Origin of the sequence: Pseudomonas sp. KnCO4 (genome assembly GCF_045344305.1) — a bacterium.
In the GTDB taxonomy this organism is placed as follows: domain Bacteria; phylum Pseudomonadota; class Gammaproteobacteria; order Pseudomonadales; family Pseudomonadaceae; genus Aquipseudomonas; species Aquipseudomonas anuradhapurensis.
In genome coordinates this window covers 150,571-171,719 of record NZ_CP174199.1, presented here as the reverse complement: position 1 = coordinate 171,719, position 21,149 = coordinate 150,571, and the positions used below count along the sequence as shown (strand labels likewise).

The following is a 21,149-nucleotide window of genomic DNA, read 5'->3' as shown; positions in this document are numbered from 1 at the left end:
CCGGTACAGGCTTGCTGTTAGCGCTGCATCCCCCATCGCCGCACGGTCAGCCGCTCCAGGGTATTGAACACCAGCCCTTCCACCAGCAGGCCGATCAGGATCACCACCGCCAACCCGGCGAATACCTTGTCGGTGTAAAGCTCGTTGCGGTTCTGGAAGATGTACCAGCCCAGCCCACCTTTGCCGCTGCTGGCACCGAACACCAGCTCGGCGGCGATCAAGGTGCGCCAGGCAAACGCCCAGCCGATCTTCAACCCCGACAGGATCGACGGCAGCGCTGCCGGCACCAGGATGTGCAGCACCAGCCGCAGTCCTTTCAGGCCATAGTTGCGACCAGCCATGCGCAGCGTCTCCGACACGCCGAGGAAGCCGGCATAGGTATTGAGCGCCAACGCCCATAGCACCGAGTGCACCAGCACGAAGATCAGGCTGTTGTCACCCAACCCGAACCAGAGCAAGGCCAATGGCAGCAGGGCAATTGCCGGCAGCGGGTTGAACATCGAGGTCAATGTGCCCAGCAGGTCACGTCCCAACTGGGTCGACACCGCCAGGCTGGTCAGGCCAAAGGCCAGGACGATGCCCAGCACATAACCCTTGAGCAAAATCACCAGCGAGACGCCGACCTTGGTTGGCAGTTCACCGCTGAACAGGCCGTCCCACAAGGCGACGGCGGTTTGCACAAAGCTCGGCAGCAACAGGTCGTTGGCCTGGTAGCGGGCCACGGCCTCCCAGAGCACGGCAATCACCAGCAGAATGACCGCCTTGCGCAACCAGCCTTGCTGCCACAGACGCTGCAGCAACGGCAGTTGACGTTCCACGGGCACACTGAGCAGGGGCTGCAGTTGCACCTCGTATTCCTGGCGTACAGGGGTAGTGGTCATGGCTGAAGCTCCTGTCAGTAGGCGATGCGGATATCGTTGAAGCCAAGGTCGCCAGCCGGTTCCGGCGCGTCCGCCTCGTCAAACAGCAAACGGTGGATGCGCCGGGCACTGGCCTGGAAGTCGCTGCCGCCCAGGCTGCCCAGGTCGTATTGGTGGCTGTGCACTTCGGCCCGTACCCGCCCCGGGTGTGGCGACAACAGCAGGATGCGGTTGCCGACCACCAGCGCTTCTTCGATGGAGTGGGTGACGAACAGCAAGGTGAAGCGCACCTCCTCCCACAACAGCAACAGTTCTTCCTGCATCTTGCGTCGGGTCAGCGCATCGAGTGCGGCAAACGGCTCATCCATCAGCAGGATCTTCGGCTGCGTGGCCAAGGCCCGGGCAATGGCCACGCGAGCCTTCATGCCGCCCGACAGGGTGTGCGGGTAGGCATCGGCGAAGGCCGCCAGGCCGACCTTGTCCAGATAATGCAGCGCCCGCTCCTCGGCCTCCGCGCGCTTGAGTTGGCCCGATACCAGCAGCGGGAACATGATGTTCTGCTTCACTGTCTTCCAGGGCGGCAACTGGTCGAACTCCTGGAACACCACGATGCGATCGGGGCCCGGGCCTCTGACTGCCTGGCCCTGCAGCAGGATCTGCCCTTCCTGGGGCGAAATGAAGCCAGCCACCGCCTTGAGCAAGGTGGACTTGCCACAACCAGAGGGGCCGAGCAGCACGAACCGGTCGGCACGGTCGACTTCGAAGCTGACCTGGTGGGTGGCCCGCACCACGCGCTGCGCAGTGCGGTATTCGAGGCTGAGGTTGTCCACCTTGAGCAAAGGCGGCGTGGCGACATGGCTCAGGTTGCTGGCCGTGTGGCCTGGCAAAGGGGCGGTCATGATCGGTCAGCTCCCCTGCAGCGGGCGTTCATCCTGGAAGAAATAGTCCTTCCACGATTCCGGCTTGTGCTTGATGGCGCCCACCCGATAGAGGAAGTCGGCCAGTTTGTAGGTGTTTTTTGGCGTGATGGTGAATTCGTACTGCGGGTTGTCGATCAGCTTGATCAGCGTGTCGCGGTCGATCTTGGCCTTGGTCACGCGGATATAGGTGTCGGCAGCCGCTGCCTTGTCGTTCTGGGCGAAGTCGGCAGCCTCGGCCAGCGCATCGACGAAGGCCTTGTAGGTCTTGGGGTTGTCCTTGCGGAATTTCTCGGTGGCAAACAGCAAGGTCGGCGAGTTGGGGCCGAGCAGGTCGTAGCTGTTGAGCACCACGTGCACGGCCTTGTTGGCCAGCACCTGGTCCTGGAACGGCGGGTTGGAGAAATGCCCGTTGAGCTCGGTGCCGCCGGCCAGCAACGCGGCGGTGGCATCCGGGTGCGGCACGGCCAGGGTGTACTTGTCGAGGCGGTCGTATTGCTTGTCACCCCATTGCTGGGCGGCAGCGTATTGCAGGAAGCGCGACTGCACCGAAACGCCTACCGCCGGCACGGCGATGCGGTCCTTGTCGGAGATGTCGGCGATGGTCTTGACGTTGGGGTTGCTGCTGACCAGGTAATACGGGAAGTTGCCCAGCGAGGCCACAGCCTTGACGTTCTGCCGGCCCAGGGTACGGTCCCATACCGTCAGCAGCGGGCCGACGCCGGCGCCGGCGATATCCACCGAGCCGGACAGCAAGGCGTCATTGATGGCCGAACCACCGGATAGCTGGGCCCAGTCGACTTCGATGTCGATGCCCTGCGCCTTGCCATGTTTTTCAATCAGGTGCTGGTCCCGCACGACGTTGAGCAGCAGGTAGACGATACCGAACTGCTCGGCGATGCGGATCTTGCCTTCTGCCTGCGCCGCAGCAGGGGCGGCCAGGCTGCCGACAACCAGGCTCGCGCCCAGGCCGATGCTTGCCGCCAGGCGGCTGATGGATTTGCGCATGTTGGGTTCCTCGGTCGTCAAAACGGGGCATCGCCCTGGATAGTGGTGCGGTACAGCTTGCGACGCAGGTGTGCGGGGCAGCCGGTGGCCAGGTGGATCAGCGAGCGGTTATCCCAGAACACCAGGTCGTGGGGCTGCCACTGGTGGCGGTAGATGTTCTGTTCCAGCACGCTCAGGGCATACAGCTGTTGCAGCACGTCGCGGCTTTCGTCGTCTGGCAGGCCGACGATGCGGGTGGTGAAGCCTTCACTGACGAACAGCGCCTTGCGGCCGTTTTCCGGGTGGGTACGGACGACCGGGTGGATGACTTCCTGAACCTGCGCCAGCTGCTCTACGGTCAGGGTCGGGCGCCAGTTGCCTTCGAACTTGGTCTCGGCATAACGGGCCGTGTAGGAGTGCGCGGCACTGCGGCCCTCGACCACCTTGCGCAAGGCTTCGGGGACGGCGTCCCAGGCTTTGTGCATATCGGCGAACAGGGTATCGCCGCCCTCGCTGGGCAGCTCCTGGGCATGCAGCATGGAACCGAGGCTTGGCAGTTCCTTGTACGACAGGTCCGAATGCCAGAACTTGCCAGCATCCCCCAGGCCAATGTTGCGGCCATCCTCGATGATGTTGGATACGATCAGGATCTCGGGGTGGCCGGCGAGCAGGAACTGCTTGAGTACGTGGATCTGCAACTCGCCGAAGCGGCGGCTGAAGGCGATCTGCTGATCGGGGCTGATGCGCTGGTCGCGGAACACCAGCACATGATGGTCGAGGTGGGCACGGTGGATACGGGCGAAATCTTCGGCGTTGACCGGTTGAGCCAGGTCCAGGCCGATGACCTCGGCGCCTGTGGCAGCGGAGAACGGGCGGATTTCGAAGCGTTGCGGCTGGGCGCTGTCGATGATCGACAAGGCGTTCGAGGCGGCTGACATTTTTAACTCCCACGCAGTGCGCGACATCAATGGCGCGCAACGATCAGAAACGCACGGGGATTTCCCGTGTGGGTTCAAGTCGTGCGGCGCGCCGATTGGTCGACGGGTACGCAGTGGAAGTGACTATAAATGCATAAAAGCTATATTTTAAATAACTTTAAAGAATAAACATAGCACTGGCATTTGCCTGTTCCCCGATCAGATCAGGCCGCCCTGCTCTTCTTCTTCGATAAGGTTGTTCAGGCTGCTGAGCGCCTTGCGCGCCGTGGAACGATTAAGCAGCTTGGCCTGCGCCCCGGGAGGCAGGTCGGTGATCTTGAAGACCCCCTTGGCAGTCAGCACGTCGATCAGGTCCTCGAGCACCCGGATCATGTCGAGGTCGCTTTGCTTGAGCTGGTTGAGGCTGTTTTCGACAATGTCGTCGGCGAACCAGGCCTGGATATCGGCATGGTCGGCAGGGAGCATTTCTGTGAACTCGTCGAAAGCGGCTGCCTCTACCCGCCGCAACTGGCCGGCAGCATCGCGTTGCACATAGAACATGGCGTCCCTCGTCACATTGGTTCCTTGTTGGTAGGCAGCAGCATAGGCAAAGATTGCCGGGCACGCAGGCATGGCGCCAGAGTATGCGCTGTCGCAGGGGTCGCGGGAAAGGCCCGTAAGGGCAGCCTTGTGTCGCGAAAAGGCCGCAAGGCGGCCCCAGCGATTTTCAGCATCGTTGCCGAAACCCCGGGGCCGCTCCGCAACCCTTTCGCGACACAAGGCCGCCCTACAGGGCGCGCCAGCCGGCTCGTCGGCTATCAGCTGTCCTTGTTGTGGATGATGATGGTCGGGTCGGCACCGCTGATCAACGAGTTGATCGTGGTGTTGGACCAGTTCACCCCTTCCAGCTTGATGGTCACATCAGCATTGGCGATACCACCTTCGGCGTTCAGCTTGCCTTCGCTGCTGACCTGCAGCGTCGTCGTGCCTTCCACCGTGGTGAGCTTCAGGTAGTTGTCGATGGTGCTGCCCTTCTCGCCCTGGAGCAGGTCCTTCAGGTCGATCCGGTCGCCCTCGGCCACCTTGAAGTCCTTGATCACATCGTTGCCGATGTCACCAGCCTTCCACACGAAGGTGTCGGCACCGCTTCCGCCGATCAGGATATCGTTACCCTGGCCTCCGATGAGGGTGTCGTTGCCGGTACCGCCCAGCAGGATGTCGTTACCTTTGCCACCATCCAGCGTGTCGTTACCCCCCTGGCCAAAGAGGATGTCATTGCCATTGCCGCCCGACAGGAAGTCGTGGCCGTCGTTGGCACCAGAAATATCGAACTCGTTGTAGTGCTCGGTAATGTACTGGTGGACATTGCTGGTGGTGACGGCACTGGCTTCGACACCGCTCTTCTGTGCCACATAGGTCTGCAGCGCCTGGTAGCCTTCGCTGACGACACCGTTGAGGGTAATCAGGTCACCGAAGATGATGTCGTTGCCGTTGCCGCCATCAAGGCTGTCAGCGCCCGGCAAGGTCGCCTCGGAATGGCCGAGAATCGCCTTGGCCAGGTCGGACGGATCGATGCCTGCTTGAGGCTTGCCAGCAGAGTCGTACGGTTTCAGATCGTTCAGCGTGACATCGCTGTTCAAGCCAATCGCCTGCACTTTACTCACGCCATTGGTGCCACCGAGCAGGTTGAAGCTGGCGGTAGTGCCTGCTGCCGACTCCTGGTAGTTCCAGTACTCACCGTAGCCCGAACCGTCCAGGCTGGAGAACTCGTAGGTGCCGTCGCCCTGGGCATGCAGGGTTCCGACGGTGCTGGTGGACTGCAGCACCAATTCACCGCGCTTGTTCTCGCCGTAGGTCAGCACCTTGACCGAGCCACTGCTGCTGATCTCGACTTTGTGAGTGGCGTCGGCCCAAACGCTGAAGGTGTCGCCAAGCTTGTAGTTGTTGACGTTGACCACGTCATCCAGGTATTTGCCGTTGGTCCACAGCCGCGGGTTGGTGCTCTCCCCGCTCTGGTAGTAGGTCGGCTTGCCATCGGTGATGAAGTAGGTCAGGTTCTCGGCATTGGCATTACCGCTGGCCATGGTGCTCTTGAAGAAGTTGGCGGTGGCCTTGAACACGTCTTCGTAGTTGGTACCACCACCGCTCGCCATGGAGTTCAACACGGACTGCAGTTTGCTCAGGGCATTCGGGTCGGCAAGGTTCACCGCCACGTTCTGCTTGACCTGGGTGTCGAAGTCGACCAGGAAGATGTTGACCGTGCCCGACGTGTCCGAACCCAGGCTGGCCTTGAGCGTATTGAACACCGAGGCGAGCTGGGTCTTCGCATCGGAAAGCGACTTGTCGCTCATGCTGCCCGAGCTGTCGACGATAAAGGCAATGTTGTAGTTCTTGCCTTGCACCACGTTCAGGCCGGATACGTCGGCGACCATGATGTCGTTGCCTTCGCTGCCGGTCATCGCATCGTTGCCCGAAGTACCAACGTTGGCTTTGTAGGTGGCAGCGTATACGGTCACCGGAATATTACCGGTGGTGACAGCCGAACCGCCCACGCTTTCGGTCGCGACCGAGGTGACCGTGATGTCGAACGAACCTTTGAAGTAGGCCGGTGGAGTCAGCGTCAGGCTGCTGAGCTTCCAGCCGGTCACGTCTACGGGGCCCGTACCGACCGTGACAGTGTGGCCTGCGCCATCGCTCAGCACGGTGCCTTTCGGAATGCCACTGAGGGACACGCTCAGGCTTTCGGAACCGTCGGTATCGGTCAGCGCCGTCGAGATACCGACCAGTTTCACCGAACCACCTTCCGGCCCTTCATTGAGCTTGTAGCCGTCGTAGTAGCTCTGGCCATTGACGGTGTGCAGGTCGGACACGCCCAGGCCGGCGTTGGCCATCTCGGTCACGTTCTGGTACATCTTGATGTTCGAGCTGCTCAGGTCGGTGACAGCACCCGAGCCGACCTGGATGTTCAGGTCATAGCTGCCTGGCCCGCTCTGGTTGGCATGGTAGACCTCGATCGGGTAGTAGCCACTGGTGTTCGGCGTGAAGCTGCCCGAAACCTGGCCACCCGCGCCCCAGGTGGCGGTGACCACGGTCTTGCCACCGATGGTGACCACGAAGCTGTCGTCGGCAGTGCCGCTGAAGTTGTAGGTCTTGCCGGCTTCCAGATAGATCAGGCCGGAGGTTTTCGAGCCGGTACCAGCACTGACGCTGCCGTCGGACTGCACATTGGTGGTGGTGCTGCTGGCGTTGGCATTGCCGGAGTTGGCAAAGACCGTCTTCAGGGCGTCACCGGTGATGCCACTACCGTCGGTACCCAGGCCTTTGAGGCTGGTCCACACTTCCTTGGTCAGGCCTTTGGACTCGATCTCGGCGCTGCCGAAGCTCAGGGTCGGCTTGTCGGCAACCGGGCTGATGTCGACCTTCATGGTCACTTCACTGCCCAGGTTGGTGCCATCGTTCGGCTTGAACTTGAACTGCGCGTAGTCGGCCTGCTGGTTACCTACGCCATTCCCTCCGTAGTTGTCCGTACCTGACTGGTTGGGAGCCGGAACGAACTTGAGGTTGTTGGCCGTAATGTCAGCCTGGCTGACCACTTGGCCAACGGTCACGTTCACCCACGTTGTACCGTTGAAGAACTGCAGGCTACCCGCGGCCGGGAGCGAGGTAATGGTCACGGACAAGCCGGTGTTGGTATCGGCATCGGTGACTTTGAAATCGCCCCAGGCAAACACATAGTCGGTGTCTTCCACGCCAAACACTGCACCGCCAGGCGAAACCGGCAAGTGGTCATTGTCGAGGATGGCCGTGGTCACGCTGGCATTGCTGCTGTCGACCTTCAGGTTTTCGAAGCTGCCACCGGTAGCACTTTCGATCTTCACGGTGAAGTTCTCGGTGCCCTCGACAAGCTTGTCGTCGATGGTCGCGATGTCGAAGGTGGTGCCGGTGCTGTTGGCCGGGATCTTCACGGTGGTGACACCGGTGAAGTCCTCGCCATTCTTGGCAGTGCCGCTGTAGCTGAGGGTAATGGTTACCTCAGACTTCGACGGGTTGCTCAGGGCCAGCGTGTAGTGGCCGGTTTCGCCTTCGGTCAGCGACGTACTACCGCTGATGCCAACCGTGGTGACATCGCCCTGGCCGCTGCCTGGCTCATCGGTCACGGTGGTGCTTACCGGGGTCTTGTCCAGGGTCAGCTGTTCGAACTTGCCGACGTCGGTGCCGCTGACCGAGGCGATCGATTTGATCACAGGGTCATTGGTGCCGACATAGACGTTGTCCGGAGCGGTGACAGTAGCCGAACCGGTCGTGCTATTGGCTGGCACGGTGATGGTGGTGCCATCGTTCAGGGTGAAGGTCAGCGCACCGTGCTTGTCGATCGGCAGCCCGTCTTTGTTGGTCAGGGTCACGGTGTAGGTGATTACGCCGCCTTCGGTAACCGAAGGGGTGGCGGTCAGCTTGGCCACCACTTCGTCAGTGGTGTCGGTGACCTGAACCTTGGCCGCATCGCCCAGTTGCAGGTTTTCGAAGGTACGGCCATCGGCGTCCACCGCGGACTTGATGCCCAGGCTGAGTTCACCCGAGTCCTTGTAGACGTCATCGCCTTGGGCCGCGTGTTCGTACGCTGCGCTGGTCTCACCCGCCTTGATGGTGACCTGGGCATTGTTGCTCAGGGTCACGACCAGATCGTGGGCCAGGGCCTGGTTGATGTGAACGGTGAAGGTCGGTTTGACGTTCTCGGCCACCGAAGGCTGGTCGGCAGTGATGGTCACCTTGACCAGATCGCCTTCGTTGCCTGGAGTACCTGGCTCGTCGGTGACGGTGGTGCTGACGGGGGTCTTGTCCAGGGTCAGTTGCTCGAACTTGCCGACATCGTTGCCGCTGACCGAAGCAATCGATTTGACCACAGGGTCGTTAGCGCCGACATAGACGTTGTCTGGCGCAGTGACAGTGGTGCTGCCGGTGGTGCTGTTCGCCGGAACGGTGATGGTCGTGCCGTCGTTCAGGGTGAAGGTCAGCGCACCGTGCTTGTCGATCGGCAGGCCGTCTTTGTTGGTCAGGGTCACGGTGTAGGTGATTACGCCGCCTTCGGTAACCGAAGGGGTGGCGGTCAGCTTGGCCACCACTTCGTCAGTGGTGTCGGTGACCTGAACCTTGGCCGCATCGCCCAGTTGCAGGTTTTCGAAAGTACGGCCATCGGCGTCCACGGCGGACTTGATGCCCAGGCTGAGTTCACCCGAGTCCTTGTAGACGTCATCGCCTTGGGCCGCGTGTTCGTACGCTGCGCTGGTCTCACCCGCCTTGATGGTGACCTGGGCATTGTTGCTCAGAGTCACGACCAGATCGTGGGCCAGGGCCTGGTTGATGTGCACGGTGAAGGTCGGCTTGACGTTCTCGGCCACCGAAGGCTGGTCGGCAGTGATGGTCACCTTGACCAGATCGCCTTCGTTGCCTGGAGTACCTGGCTCGTCGGTGACGGTGGTGCTGACGGGGGTCTTGTCCAGGGTCAGTTGCTCGAACTTGCCGACATCGTTGCCGCTGACCGAAGCAATCGATTTGACCACAGGGTCGTTAGCGCCGACATAGACGTTGTCCGGAGCGGTGACAGTGGCCGAACCGGTCGTGCCATTGGCTGGCACGGTGATGGTGGTGCCGTCGTTCAGCGTGAAGGTCAGCGCGCCGTGCTTGTCGATCGGCAGGCCGTCTTTGTTGGTCAGGGTCACGGTGTAGGTGATTACGCCGCCTTCGGTAACCGACGGCGTCGCAGTCAGCTTGGCCACGACTTCGTCAGTGGTGTCGGTGACCTGAACCTTGGCCGCATCGCCCAGTTGCAGGTTTTCGAAAGTACGGCCATCGGCGTCCACGGCGGACTTGATGCCCAGGCTGAGTTCACCCGAGTCCTTGTAGACGTCATCGCCTTGGGCCGCGTGTTCGTACGCTGCGCTGGTCTCACCCGCCTTGATGGTGACCTGGGCATTGTTGCTCAGAGTCACGACCAGATCGTGGGCCAGGGCCTGGTTGATGTGCACGGTGAAGGTCGGCTTGACGTTCTCGGCCACCGAAGGCTGGTCGGCAGTGATGGTCACCTTGACCAGATCGCCTTCGTTGCCTGGAGTACCTGGCTCGTCGGTGACGGTGGTGCTGACGGGGGTCTTGTCCAGGGTCAGTTGCTCGAACTTGCCGACATCGTTGCCGCTGACCGAAGCAATCGATTTGACCACAGGGTCGTTAGCGCCGACATAGACGTTGTCCGGAGCGGTGACAGTGGCCGAACCGGTCGTGCCATTGGCTGGCACGGTGATGGTGGTGCCGTCGTTCAGCGTGAAGGTCAGCGCGCCGTGCTTGTCGATCGGCAGGCCGTCTTTGTTGGTCAGGGTCACGGTGTAGGTGATTACGCCGCCTTCGGTAACCGACGGCGTCGCAGTCAGCTTGGCCACGACTTCGTCAGTGGTGTCGGTGACCTGAACCTTGGCCGCATCGCCCAGTTGCAGGTTTTCGAAGGTACGGCCATCGGCGTCCGCAGCGGACTTGATACCCAGGCTGAGTTCACCCGAGTCCTTGTAGACGTCATCGCCTTGGGCCGCGTGTTCGTACGCTGCGCTGGTCTCACCCGCCTTGATGGTGACCTGGGCATTGTTGCTCAGGGTCACGACCAGGTCGTGAGCCAGTGCCTGGTTGATGTGCACGGTGAAGGTCGGTTTGACGTTCTCGGCCACCGAAGGCTGGTCGGCAGTGATGGTGACTTTGACCAGGTCACCTTCGTTGTTGCCGCCAGGGTTGCCCGGAGTACCCGGCTCGTCGGTAACGGCGGTGCTGACCGGCGTCTTGTCCAGAGTCAGTTGCTCGAACTTGCCGACGTCGGTGCCGCTGACCGAAGCGATCGATTTGACCACAGGATCGTTAGCGCCGACATAGACGTTGTCTGGCGCAGTGACAGTGGTGCTGCCGGTGGTGCTGTTCGCCGGAACGGTGATGGTCGTGCCGTCGTTCAGGGTGAAGGTCAGCGCACCGTGCTTGTCGATCGGCAGGCCGTCTTTGTTGGTCAGGGTCACGGTATAGGTGATTACACCGCCTTCGGTAACCGAAGGGGTGGCGGTCAGCTTGGCCACCACTTCGTCAGTGGTGTCGGTGACCTGAACCTTGGCCGCATCGCCCAGTTGCAGGTTTTCGAAAGTACGGCCATCGGCGTCCACGGCGGACTTGATGCCCAGGCTGAGTTCACCCGAGTCCTTGTAGACGTCATCGCCTTGGGCCGCGTGTTCGTACGCTGCGCTGGTCTCACCCGCCTTGATGGTGACCTGGGCATTGTTGCTCAGAGTCACGACCAAGTCGTGGGCCAGGGCCTGGTTGATGTGCACGGTGAAGGTCGGCTTGACGTTCTCGGCCACAGAAGGCTGGTCGGCAGTGATGGTGACTTTGACCAGATCACCTTCGTTGTTGCCGCCTGGGTTGCCCGGAGTACCTGGCTCGTCGGTAACAGTGGTGCTGACAGGCGTCTTGTCCAGAGTCAGCTGTTCGAACTTGCCGGCATCAACCCCATCAACGGTAGCGATGGACTTCACAACCGGATCGTTGGCACCGGTGTAGACATTGTCTGGCGCAGTGACAGTGGTGCTGCCAGTGGTGCTGTTCGCCGGAACGGTGATGGTCGTGCCGTCGTTCAGGGTGAAGGTCAGCGCACCGTGCTTGTCGATCGGCAGGCCGTCTTTGTTGGTCAGGGTGATGGTGTAGGTGATGTCACCACCTTCGGTAACCGAAGGGGTGGCGGTCAGTTTGGCCACCACTTCGTCAGTGGTGTCGGTGACCTGAACCTTGGCGGCATCGCCCAACTGCAGGTTTTCGAAGGTACGGCCATCGGCGTCCACCGCGGACTTGATGCCCAGGCTGAGTTCGCCCGAGTCCTTGTAGACATCATCGCCTTGGGCCGCGTGCTCGTACGCTGCGCTGGTTTCACCCGCCTTGATGGTGACCTGGGCATTGTTGCTCAGGGTCACGACCAGATCGTGGGCAAGTGCCTGGTTGATGTGCACGGTGAAGGTCGGCTTGACGTTCTCGGCCACCGAAGGCTGGTCGGCGGTGATGGTGACCTTGACCAGATCGCCTTCGTTGCCCGGAGTACCCGGCTCGTCAGTGACAGTGGTGCTGACGGGCGTCTTGTCCAGAGTCAGTTGCTCGAACTTGCCGACGTCGGTGCCGCTGACCGAGGCGATCGATTTGATCACAGGGTCATTGGTACCGACATAGACGTTGTCCGGAGCGGTGACAGTGGCCGAACCGGTCGTGCCATTGGCTGGCACGGTGATGGTGGTGCCATCGTTCAGCGTGAAGGTCAGCGCGCCGTGCTTGTCGATCGGCAGCCCGTCTTTGTTGGTCAGGGTCACGGTGTAGGTGATTACGCCGCCTTCGGTAACCGAAGGGGTGGCGGTCAGCTTGGCCACCACTTCGTCGGTGGTGTCAGTGACCTGAACCTTGGCCGCATCGCCCAGTTGCAGGTTTTCGAAGGTACGGCCATCGGCGTCCACCGCGGACTTGATGCCCAGGCTGACTTCGCCCGCATCCTTGTACACGTCATCGCCTTGGGCCGCGTGCTCGTACGCTGCGCTGGTTTCACCCGCCTTGATGGTGACCTGGGCATTGTTGCTCAGGGTCACGACCAGATCGTGAGCCAGTGCTTGGTTGATGTGCACGGTGAAGGTCGGCTTGACGTTCTCGGCCACCGATGTCTGGTCGGCAGTGATGGTGACCTTGACCAGGTCGCCTTCGTTGCCCGGAGTACCCGGCTCATCGGTGACAGTGGTGCTGACCGGAGTTTTATCCAAATTGAGGTTTTCGAACTTCCAGACATCTGCACCGCTGACCGCCTCGATGGCATTGACCACCGGTTGGTTGGCACCGACATAGACGTTATCCGGCGCGGTTGCGGTGGCCGAACCGGTAGTGCTGTTGGCTGCCACGACGACTGTGGTGCCATCACTCAACTTGAAGTACAGCTCCGAGTGGTTGTTGATCGGCAGACCGTCTTTATTGGTCAGCGTGATGGTGTAGGTGATCTCGCCGCCTTCGGTAACCGACGGTGTTGCGGTCAGTTTGGCCACCACTTCATCAGTGGTGTCGGTGATCTGAACCTTGGCGGCATCGCCCAGCTGCAGGTTTTCGAAGGTACGGCCATCGGCGTCCACCGCGGACTTGATGCCCAGGCTGAGTTCACCCGAGTCCTTGTAGACGTCATCCCCCTGCGCAGCATGCTCGTATGCTGCACTGGTCTCACCCGCCTTGATGGTGACCTGGGCATTGTTGCTCAGGGTCACGACCAGGTCATGGGCCAGAGCCTGGTTGATGTGCACCGTGAAGGTCGGTTTGACGTTTTCAGCCACCGAAGGCTGGTCGGCGGTGATGGTTACTTTGACCAGGTCGCCTTCGTTGCCCGGGGTACCCGGCTCGTCGGTGACGGAAGTGCTGACCGGAGTCTTGTCCAGATTCAGATTTTCGAACTTCCAGACATCTGCGCCGCTGACCGCCTCGATGGCATTGACCACCGGTTGGTTGGCACCGACGTAAACGTTGTCTGGCGCAGCTGCAGTAGCCGAACCGGTGGTGCTGTTGGCTGCCACGACGACGGTAGTACCGTCGGTCAGCTTGAAGTACAGCTCCGAGTGGTTGTTGATCGGCAAGCCGTCTTTATTGGTCAGCGTGATGGTGTAGGTAATCTCGCCGCCTTCGGTAACCGACGGCGTTGCGGTCAGTTTGGCCACCACTTCATCAGTGGTGTCGGTGACCTGAACCTTGGCGGCATCGCCCAGCTGCAGGTTTTCGAAGGTACGGCCATCGACATCCACAGCGGACTTGATGCCCAGGCTGAGTTCGCCCGAGTCCTTGTAGACATCATCGCCTTGGGCCGCGTGCTCGTACGCTGCGCTGGTTTCACCCGCCTTGATGGTGACCTGGGCATTGTTGCTCAGGGTCACGACCAGGTCGTGGGCCAGGGCCTGATTGATGTGCACGGTGAAGGTCGGCTTGACGTTCTCGGCCACCGAAGGCTGGTCGGCAGTGATAGTGACCATGACCAGGTCGCCTTCGTTATTGCCGCCTGGGTTGCCCGGCGTACCTGGCTCGTCGGTGACCGTGGTGCTGACCGGGGTCTTGTCCAGAGTCAGTTGCTCGAACTTGCCGGCGTCAACGCCATCAACGGTGGCGATGGACTTAACAACCGGATCATTGGCACCTGCGTAGACATTGTCTGGCGCAGTGACATTTATGCTGCCGGTAGTGCTGTTCGCCGGAACGGTGATGGTAGTGCCATCGTTCAGCGTAAAGGTCAGCGCACCGTGCTTGTCGATCGGCAGGCCGTCTTTATTGGTCAGGGTCACGGTGTAGGTGATGTCACCACCTTCGGTAACCGAAGGAGTCGCAGTCAGCTTGGCCACCACTTCGTCAGTGGTGTCGGTGACCTGAACCTTGGCGGCATCGCCCAGCTGCAGGTTTTCGAAGGTACGACCATCGACATCAACAGCGGAGTTGATACCCAGGCTGAGTTCACCCGAGTCCTTGTAGACGTCATCGCCTTGGGCCGCGTGCTCGTATGCTGCGCTGGTTTCACCCGCCTTGATGGTGACCTGGGCATTGTTGCTCAGGGTCACGACCAGGTCGTGGGCCAGGGCCTGGTTGATATGCACGGTGAAGGTCGGCTTGACGTTCTCGGCCACCGAAGGCTGGTCGGCGGTGATGGTGACCTTGACCAGGTCGCCTTCGTTGCCCGGAGTACCCGGTTCGTCAGTGACAGTGGTGCTGACGGGGGTCTTGTCCAGGGTCAGTTGCTCGAACTTGCCGACATCGTTGCCGCTGACCGAGGCGATCGACTTGATCACAGGGTCGTTGGCACCGACGTAGACGTTGTCCGGCGCAGTGACAGTGGTGCTGCCGGTAGTGCTGTTCGCCGGCACGGTAATGGTAGTGCCGTCGTTCAGCGTGAAGGTCAGTGCACCGTGCTTGTCGATTGGCAGGCCGTCTTGGTTGGTCAAGGTCACGGTATAGGTGATTTGACCACCTTCGGTAACCGAAGGGGTGGCGGTCAGCTTGGCCACGACCTCACTGATAGTATCCGAGATCTCAACGGTAGCTGGGCCACCCAAGGCCAGCTTCTCGAAAGTGGCACCTGGAACAGTGGCGTCAGTAACGCTCAGGGTAATAGAGCCGGCGTCCTTGATGACGTCATCGCCCTGGGCTGGCGTTTTGTATTCGACTTCGGTTTTACCTGCCTCGATGGTCACGGTCTCGCCGTTAGACAGGGTTACGGTCAATGGTCGATCCAGCGCCTGGCTTACCTTCACGGTAAAGGACGGCTGCTGATCTTCAGTCACATTGCCATTGCTGACGATACTTACCGTGACGGTATCAATGCTGTCATTGATGACGGTAGAAGCCGGAGTCGGGTTCGGGACCAACTGCTCGAAGTTGCCACCGGTTGCGCCGGTAATCGTGGTGCTGACGGTCGAGCCGTTGTTGTAGACATCGTTCGCCGGAGTCGCGAAATCGACGCTGCCCTGGGTCTTGCCGGCCTCGACCGTGATGGTCTGGCCGTTGGACAGGGTCACCGTCACCGGAGTCTGGGCCGGATTGCTCAGGGTCACGGTGTAGGTGATGACGCCGCCTTCGGTTACCGAAGGAGTGGCTGTCAGGGTCGCAGTGGTGGTGTCGACCGAGTCATTGATCGTGGTCTGGGCCGGAGCCGGGTTCGGAACCAGCTGCTCGAAGTTACCACCGGTCGCGCTGGTAATCGTGGTGCTGACGATCGAGCCGTTGTTGTAGACGTCGTTGGCCGGGGTCTCGAAATCGACACTGCCCTGGGTCTTGCCCGCTTCCACAGTGATGGTCTGACCGTTGGACAGGGTCACGGTCACCGGAGTCTGGGCCGGATTGCTCAGGGTCACGGTGTAAGTGATAACACCACCTTCGGTCACCGATGGGGTAGCCGTCAGGGTCGCAGTGGTGGTGTCGACCGAGTCATTGATCGTGGTCTGAGCCGGAGCCGGGTTCGGGGTCAGCTGCTCGAAGTTGCCACCGGTTGCGCCGGTAATCGTGGTGCTGACGGTCGAGCCATTGTTGTAGACGTCGTTCGCCGGAGTCGCGAAATCGACGCTGCCCTGAGTCTTGCCGGCTTCCACAGTGATGGTCTGCCCGTTGGACAGGGTCACAGTCACCGGAGTCTGGGCCGGATTGCTCAGGGTCACGGTGTAGGTGATGACGCCGCCTTCGGTTACCGATGGGGTAGCCGTCAGGGTCGCGGTGGTGGTGTCGACCGAGTCGTTGATCGTGGTCTGGGCCGGGGCCGGGTTGGGGGTCAGCTGCTCGAAGTTGCCACCGGTTGCGCCGGTAATCGTGGTGCTGACGGTCGAACCGTTGTTGTAGACGTCGTTCGCTGGGGTCGCGAAGTCAACGCTGCCTTGGGTCTTGCCGGCTTCAACGGTGATGGTCTGACCGTTGGACAAGGTCACGGTCACCGGAGTCTGGGCCGGATTGCTCAGGGTCACGGTGTAAGTGATAACACCACCTTCGGTCACCGATGGGGTAGCCGTCAGGGTCGCAGTGGTGGTGTCGACCGAGTCATTGATCGTGGTCTGAGCCGGAGCCGGGTTCGGGGTCAGCTGCTCGAAGTTGCCACCGGTTGCGCCGGTAATCGTGGTGCTGACGGTCGAGCCGTTGCTGTAGACATCGTTCGCCGGGGTCTCGAAGTCGACGCTGCCCTGGGTCTTGCCGGCTTCCACGGTGATGGTCTGCCCGTTGGACAGGGTCACGGTTACCGGGGTCTGAGCAGGGTTGCTCAGGGTCACGGTGTAGGTGATGACGCCACCTTCAGTCACCGAAGGAGTGGCTGTCAGAGTCGCGGTAGTAATGTCGACCGAGTCATTGATCGTGGTCTGAGCCGGAGCCGGGTTCGGGGCCAGCTGCTCGAAGTTGCCACCGGTTGCGCCGGTAATCGTGGTGCTGACGGTCGAGCCATTGTTGTAGACGTCGTTCGCCGGAGTCGCGAAATCGACGCTGCCCTGAGTCTTGCCGGCTTCCACAGTGATGGTCTGCCCGTTGGACAGGGTCACAGTCACCGGAGTCTGGGCCGGATTGCTCAGGGTCACGGTGTAAGTGATAACACCACCTTCGGTCACCGATGGGGTAGCCGTCAGGGTCGCAGTGGTGGTGTCGACCGAGTCATTGATCGTGGTCTGAGCCGGAGCCGGGTTCGGGGTCAGCTGCTCGAAGTTGCCACCGGTTGCGCCGGTAATCGTGGTGCTGACGGTCGAGCCGTTGCTGTAGACATCGTTCGCCGGGGTCTCGAAGTCGACGCTGCCCTGGGTCTTGCCGGCTTCCACGGTGATGGTCTGCCCGTTGGACAGGGTCACGGTTACCGGGGTCTGAGCAGGGTTGCTCAGGGTCACGGTGTAGGTGATGACGCCACCTTCAGTCACCGAAGGAGTGGCTGTCAGAGTCGCGGTAGTAATGTCGACCGAGTCATTGATCGTGGTCTGAGCCGGAGCCGGGTTCGGGGCCAGCTGCTCGAAGTTGCCACCGGTTGCGCCGGTAATCGTGGTGCTGACGGTCGAGCCATTGTTGTAGACGTCGTTCGCCGGAGTCGCGAAATCGACGCTGCCCTGAGTCTTGCCGGCTTCCACAGTGATGGTCTGCCCGTTGGACAGGGTCACAGTCACCGGAGTCTGGGCCGGATTGCTCAGGGTCACGGTGTAGGTGATGACGCCGCCTTCGGTTACCGATGGGGTAGCCGTCAGGGTCGCGGTGGTGGTGTCGACCGAGTCGTTGATCGTGGTCTGGGCCGGGGCCGGGTTGGGGGTCAGCTGCTCGAAGTTGCCACCGGTTGCGCCGGTAATCGTGGTGCTGACGGTCGAACCGTTGTTGTAGACGTCGTTCGCTGGGGTCGCGAAGTCAACGCTGCCTTGGGTCTTGCCGGCTTCAACGGTGATGGTCTGACCGTTGGACAAGGTCACGGTCACCGGAGTCTGGGCCGGATTGCTCAGGGTCACGGTGTAAGTGATAACACCACCTTCGGTCACCGATGGGGTAGCCGTCAGGGTCGCAGTGGTGGTGTCGACCGAGTCATTGATCGTGGTCTGAGCCGGAGCCGGGTTCGGGGTCAGCTGCTCGAAGTTGCCACCGGTTGCGCCGGTAATCGTGGTGCTGACGGTCGAGCCGTTGCTGTAGACATCGTTCGCCGGGGTCTCGAAGTCGACGCTGCCCTGGGTCTTGCCGGCTTCCACGGTGATGGTCTGCCCGTTGGACAGGGTCACGGTTACCGGGGTCTGAGCAGGGTTGCTCAGGGTCACGGTGTAGGTGATGACGCCACCTTCAGTCACCGAAGGAGTGGCTGTCAGAGTCGCGGTAGTAATGTCGACCGAGTCATTGATCGTGGTCTGAGCCGGAGCCGGGTTCGGGGCCAGCTGCTCGAAGTTGCCACCGGTCGCACCGGTAATCGTGGTGCTGACGGTCGAACCGTTGTTGTAGACGTCGTTCGCTGGGGTCGCGAAGTCAACGCTGCCTTGGGTCTTGCCCGCTTCAACGGTGATGGTCTGGCCGTTGGACAGGGTCACGGTCACCGGAGTCTGGGCTGGATTGCTCAGGGTCACGGTATAGGTGATGACGCCACCCTCAGTCACCGAAGGAGTGGCCGTCAGGGTCGCGGTAGTAATGTCGACCGAGTCATTGATCGTGGTCTGGGCCGGAGTCGGGTTTGGAGCCAGCTGCTCGAAGTTACCGCCGGTTGCACCAGTAATCGTGGTGCTGACGGTCGAGCCATTGTTGTAGACGTCGTTCGCCGGGGTCTCGAAATCGACACTGCCCTGGGTCTTGCCGGCTTCAACGGTGATGGTCTGGCCGTTGGACAGAGTCACGGTTACCGGGGTCTGGGCTGGATTGCTCAGCGTCACGGTGTAAGTGATGACGCCACCTTCGGTTACCGAAGGAGTGGCTGTCAGGGTCGCAGTGGTAATGTCGACCGAATCGTTGATTGTGGTCTGAGCCGGGGCCGGGTTCGGGGTCAGCTGCTCGAAGTTACCACCGGTCGCGCTGGTAATCGTGGTGCTGACGATCGAGCCGTTGTTGTAGACGTCGTTCGCAGGAGTCGCGAAATCAACGCTGCCCTGAGTCTTGCCGGCTTCCACGGTGATGGTCTGCCCGTTGGACAGGGTCACGGTCACCGGAGTCTGAGCAGGGTTGCTCAGCGTCACGGTGTAGGTGATGACGCCACCTTCGGTTACCGAAGGCGTGGCTGTCAGAGTCGCGGTAGTGGTGTCGACCGAGTCGTTGATCGTGGTCTGTGCCGGAGTCGGGTTCGGGGTCAGCTGCTCGAAGTTACCGCCGGTCGCGCCGGTAATCGTGGTGCTGACGGTCGAGCCGTTGTTATAGACATCGTTCGCCGGGGTCTCGAAGTCGACGCTGCCCTGGGTCTTGCCCGCTTCAACAGTGATGGTCTGCCCGTTGGACAGGGTCACGGTCACCGGAGTCTGAGCAGGGTTGCTCAGCGTCACGGTGTAGGTGATGACGCCACCCTCAGTCACCGACGGGGTAGCCGTCAGGGTCGCGGTAGTAATGTCGACCGAGTCATTGATCGTGGTCTGGGCCGGAGTCGGGTTCGGAACCAACTGCTCGAAGTTGCCACCGGTCGCACCGGTAATCGTGGTGCTGACGGTCGAGCCGTTGTTGTAGACGTCGTTCGCCGGGGTCTCGAAATCGACGCTGCCCTGAGTCTTGCCGGCTTCAACGGTGATGGTCTGCCCGTTGGACAGGGTCACGGTTACCGGGGTCTGGGCTGGATTGCTCAGGGTCACGGTATAGGTGATGACGCCGCCTTCGGTTACCGACGGGGTAGCCGTCAGGGTCGCAGTCGTGGTGTCGATGGTATCGGTAACCTGGGTAACCGCTGGCGTTTGCGGCACTGTCACCGTCAAACCATTGCCTCCGCTGGTACCCGTCACGGTCGTCGAAATCTGACCACCGTCGATATACGGGGTGTCGTTCGCCGGGACTACCACGTTAACGCTACCGCTGGTCTGCCCGGCGGGAATGACGATGACGGCACCATTGGACAGGGTGACGATCAGATTGCTGGTCGGAGCCTGACCAACCGTGGCGGTATAGACAATTACGCCGCCCGCTTCGCTGATTGAAGGTGTAGCACCCAAAACCAGGTCGGTAATGACATTGCTTTCCGTCGGCGGCGTGGTCACCAGGTTGTTGCTGGTTGTGTCCAGCACGCCAACCTCTTCGTCACCAGGCGCCGCGGCAAAGCCCAGCCCTTCAGTCTGGAAGCCGACGGTAGGATCAACCCGGCCTGCCGTTTCTTCGAGCATGACAAAGCTGTGGCCACCGCCCAGCGCACCACCACCGCCCGCCGCCGATGGACCAGCCGCAGTCGCTTCCAGCTCGGTAGTCGGGTCGACACCGGCAGCGATCGCCTGTTGCAGTTCCTCCACCGACGGTGCGGCCTGGGCAGTCGCCTGGCTCAGATCGGCGCTGCTGTCAGGTGCATCAGCGCTCCACTGGCTATCGCGACCCAGGTCAAGCAAACGGCCATCGGCCAGCTCCAGCGTAACTGCGCCGCCCGGGCCGGTAAGCACTTCTTCACCGGCCAACAGCCGATCCCCTTCAATCAGTACACGCCGGATGCCCTCTGGGGATACCGCAATAACCTGGCCGACAATACTTTTGACGATGGCTACAACGCTGCTCATTGGACTCTCCGTGTGACCCGATGGGTACTTCCCTGCCAGAGCGGCACTCGCAAGCCACTTCAGGCGGAACTATGTCGATGATCTGTTGACGCTTTTTGGCGTCAATATTCCGTCTATAACGATTGAGGATTGTATAACTGCCAAACTATTGACCTTATACATGCCATCCTAAACAATCGGCAATGTAATGTCACATTGATATTTGAACCCTAGCCAAACGTTTCCTGGGAACAACTGCCGCACATCATCAAAAGCGTGTCCATGGTTTGAATAACGTGCGATTTTCCATGCGGTCACAGTCACATATTTGACGTCAGCGCCACCGTCCATCGGCAGCTGGCATAGAGGCCGAAACAATATTCAGGGTTAATTTCCGTCACCCAGGCGCTCACAATGACTACAAGCACAAACCTTGCCCAACACGCGGCCTGCAGCGCCCGAAAGGCCGGCCGGAGCGGGGTTGCAAGCCAATCCGATTGGCAGCAGCTCGCAGCGCTGCCTAGCCCGTGAGAACGATTTGCCTTGGATCAAAGAGATAACGAAGAACTGCGCGAATACTTGTCACACCGCCAATCAAAAAGCATTGCAAACCTGCGCAACCAAACCTGACTGAAGCCCATTTTTCAATATATGAATTTTGACTAATTACCCGCCAAAAACCGTCAACGCGCCAGCGCCTGATTCCTGACACCAGATAAATCGGTACTGATTGCAGCCTGTCGGCAATGAGATGGCAGGCTATGC

The 21,149-nt window shown here is 60.9% G+C and carries 6 protein-coding genes; all 6 read right to left on the bottom strand.

Annotated features, from left to right (window positions below; all coding sequences use genetic code 11):
- Nucleotides 1-17: 17 nt before the first annotated feature.
- Nucleotides 18-881 carry an ABC transporter permease gene (locus ACJA3S_RS00725; protein ID WP_406820546.1) on the bottom strand — a complete coding sequence of 288 codons (864 nt, stop codon included), beginning with the start codon at nucleotides 879-881 and terminating at the stop codon, nucleotides 18-20.
- Nucleotides 882-895: 14 nt separating this feature from the next.
- Nucleotides 896-1,759 carry an ABC transporter ATP-binding protein gene (locus ACJA3S_RS00720; protein ID WP_406820545.1) on the bottom strand — a complete coding sequence of 288 codons (864 nt, stop codon included), beginning with the start codon at nucleotides 1,757-1,759 and terminating at the stop codon, nucleotides 896-898.
- 6 nt (nucleotides 1,760-1,765) lie between these two features.
- The gene (locus ACJA3S_RS00715; protein ID WP_170027730.1) at nucleotides 1,766-2,785 is read right to left on the bottom strand and encodes an ABC transporter substrate-binding protein; all 1,020 of its coding nucleotides are present in this window, start codon (nucleotides 2,783-2,785) and stop codon (nucleotides 1,766-1,768) included.
- A 17-nt stretch (nucleotides 2,786-2,802) separates the two neighbouring features.
- A complete protein-coding gene (locus ACJA3S_RS00710; RefSeq protein ID WP_406820544.1) occupies nucleotides 2,803-3,702 on the bottom strand; it encodes a TauD/TfdA dioxygenase family protein in 900 nt (299 codons plus the stop codon).
- 198 nt (nucleotides 3,703-3,900) lie between these two features.
- Nucleotides 3,901-4,242: a tryptophan synthase subunit beta gene (locus ACJA3S_RS00705; protein WP_170027728.1), complete on the bottom strand. Its 342-nt coding sequence runs from the start codon at nucleotides 4,240-4,242 to the stop codon at nucleotides 3,901-3,903.
- A 257-nt stretch (nucleotides 4,243-4,499) separates the two neighbouring features.
- On the bottom strand, nucleotides 4,500-20,405 hold the full coding sequence (locus ACJA3S_RS00700; RefSeq protein WP_406820543.1) for a retention module-containing protein: 15,906 nt from the start codon (nucleotides 20,403-20,405) through the stop codon (nucleotides 4,500-4,502).
- Nucleotides 20,406-21,149: the final 744 nt, after the last annotated feature.

What these genes read in the sequence shown, in the direction of transcription:
- ACJA3S_RS00720 (WP_406820545.1), bottom strand. Translation starts at nt 1,759, where the DNA reads ATGACCGCCCCTTTGCCAGGCCACACGGCCAGCAACCTGAGCCATGTC.
- ACJA3S_RS00700 (WP_406820543.1), bottom strand. Translation starts at nt 20,405, where the DNA reads ATGAGCAGCGTTGTAGCCATCGTCAAAAGTATTGTCGGCCAGGTTATT.
- ACJA3S_RS00725 (WP_406820546.1), bottom strand. Translation starts at nt 881, where the DNA reads ATGACCACTACCCCTGTACGCCAGGAATACGAGGTGCAACTGCAGCCC.
- ACJA3S_RS00715 (WP_170027730.1), bottom strand. Translation starts at nt 2,785, where the DNA reads ATGCGCAAATCCATCAGCCGCCTGGCGGCAAGCATCGGCCTGGGCGCG.
- ACJA3S_RS00710 (WP_406820544.1), bottom strand. Translation starts at nt 3,702, where the DNA reads ATGTCAGCCGCCTCGAACGCCTTGTCGATCATCGACAGCGCCCAGCCG.
- ACJA3S_RS00705 (WP_170027728.1), bottom strand. Translation starts at nt 4,242, where the DNA reads ATGTTCTATGTGCAACGCGATGCTGCCGGCCAGTTGCGGCGGGTAGAG.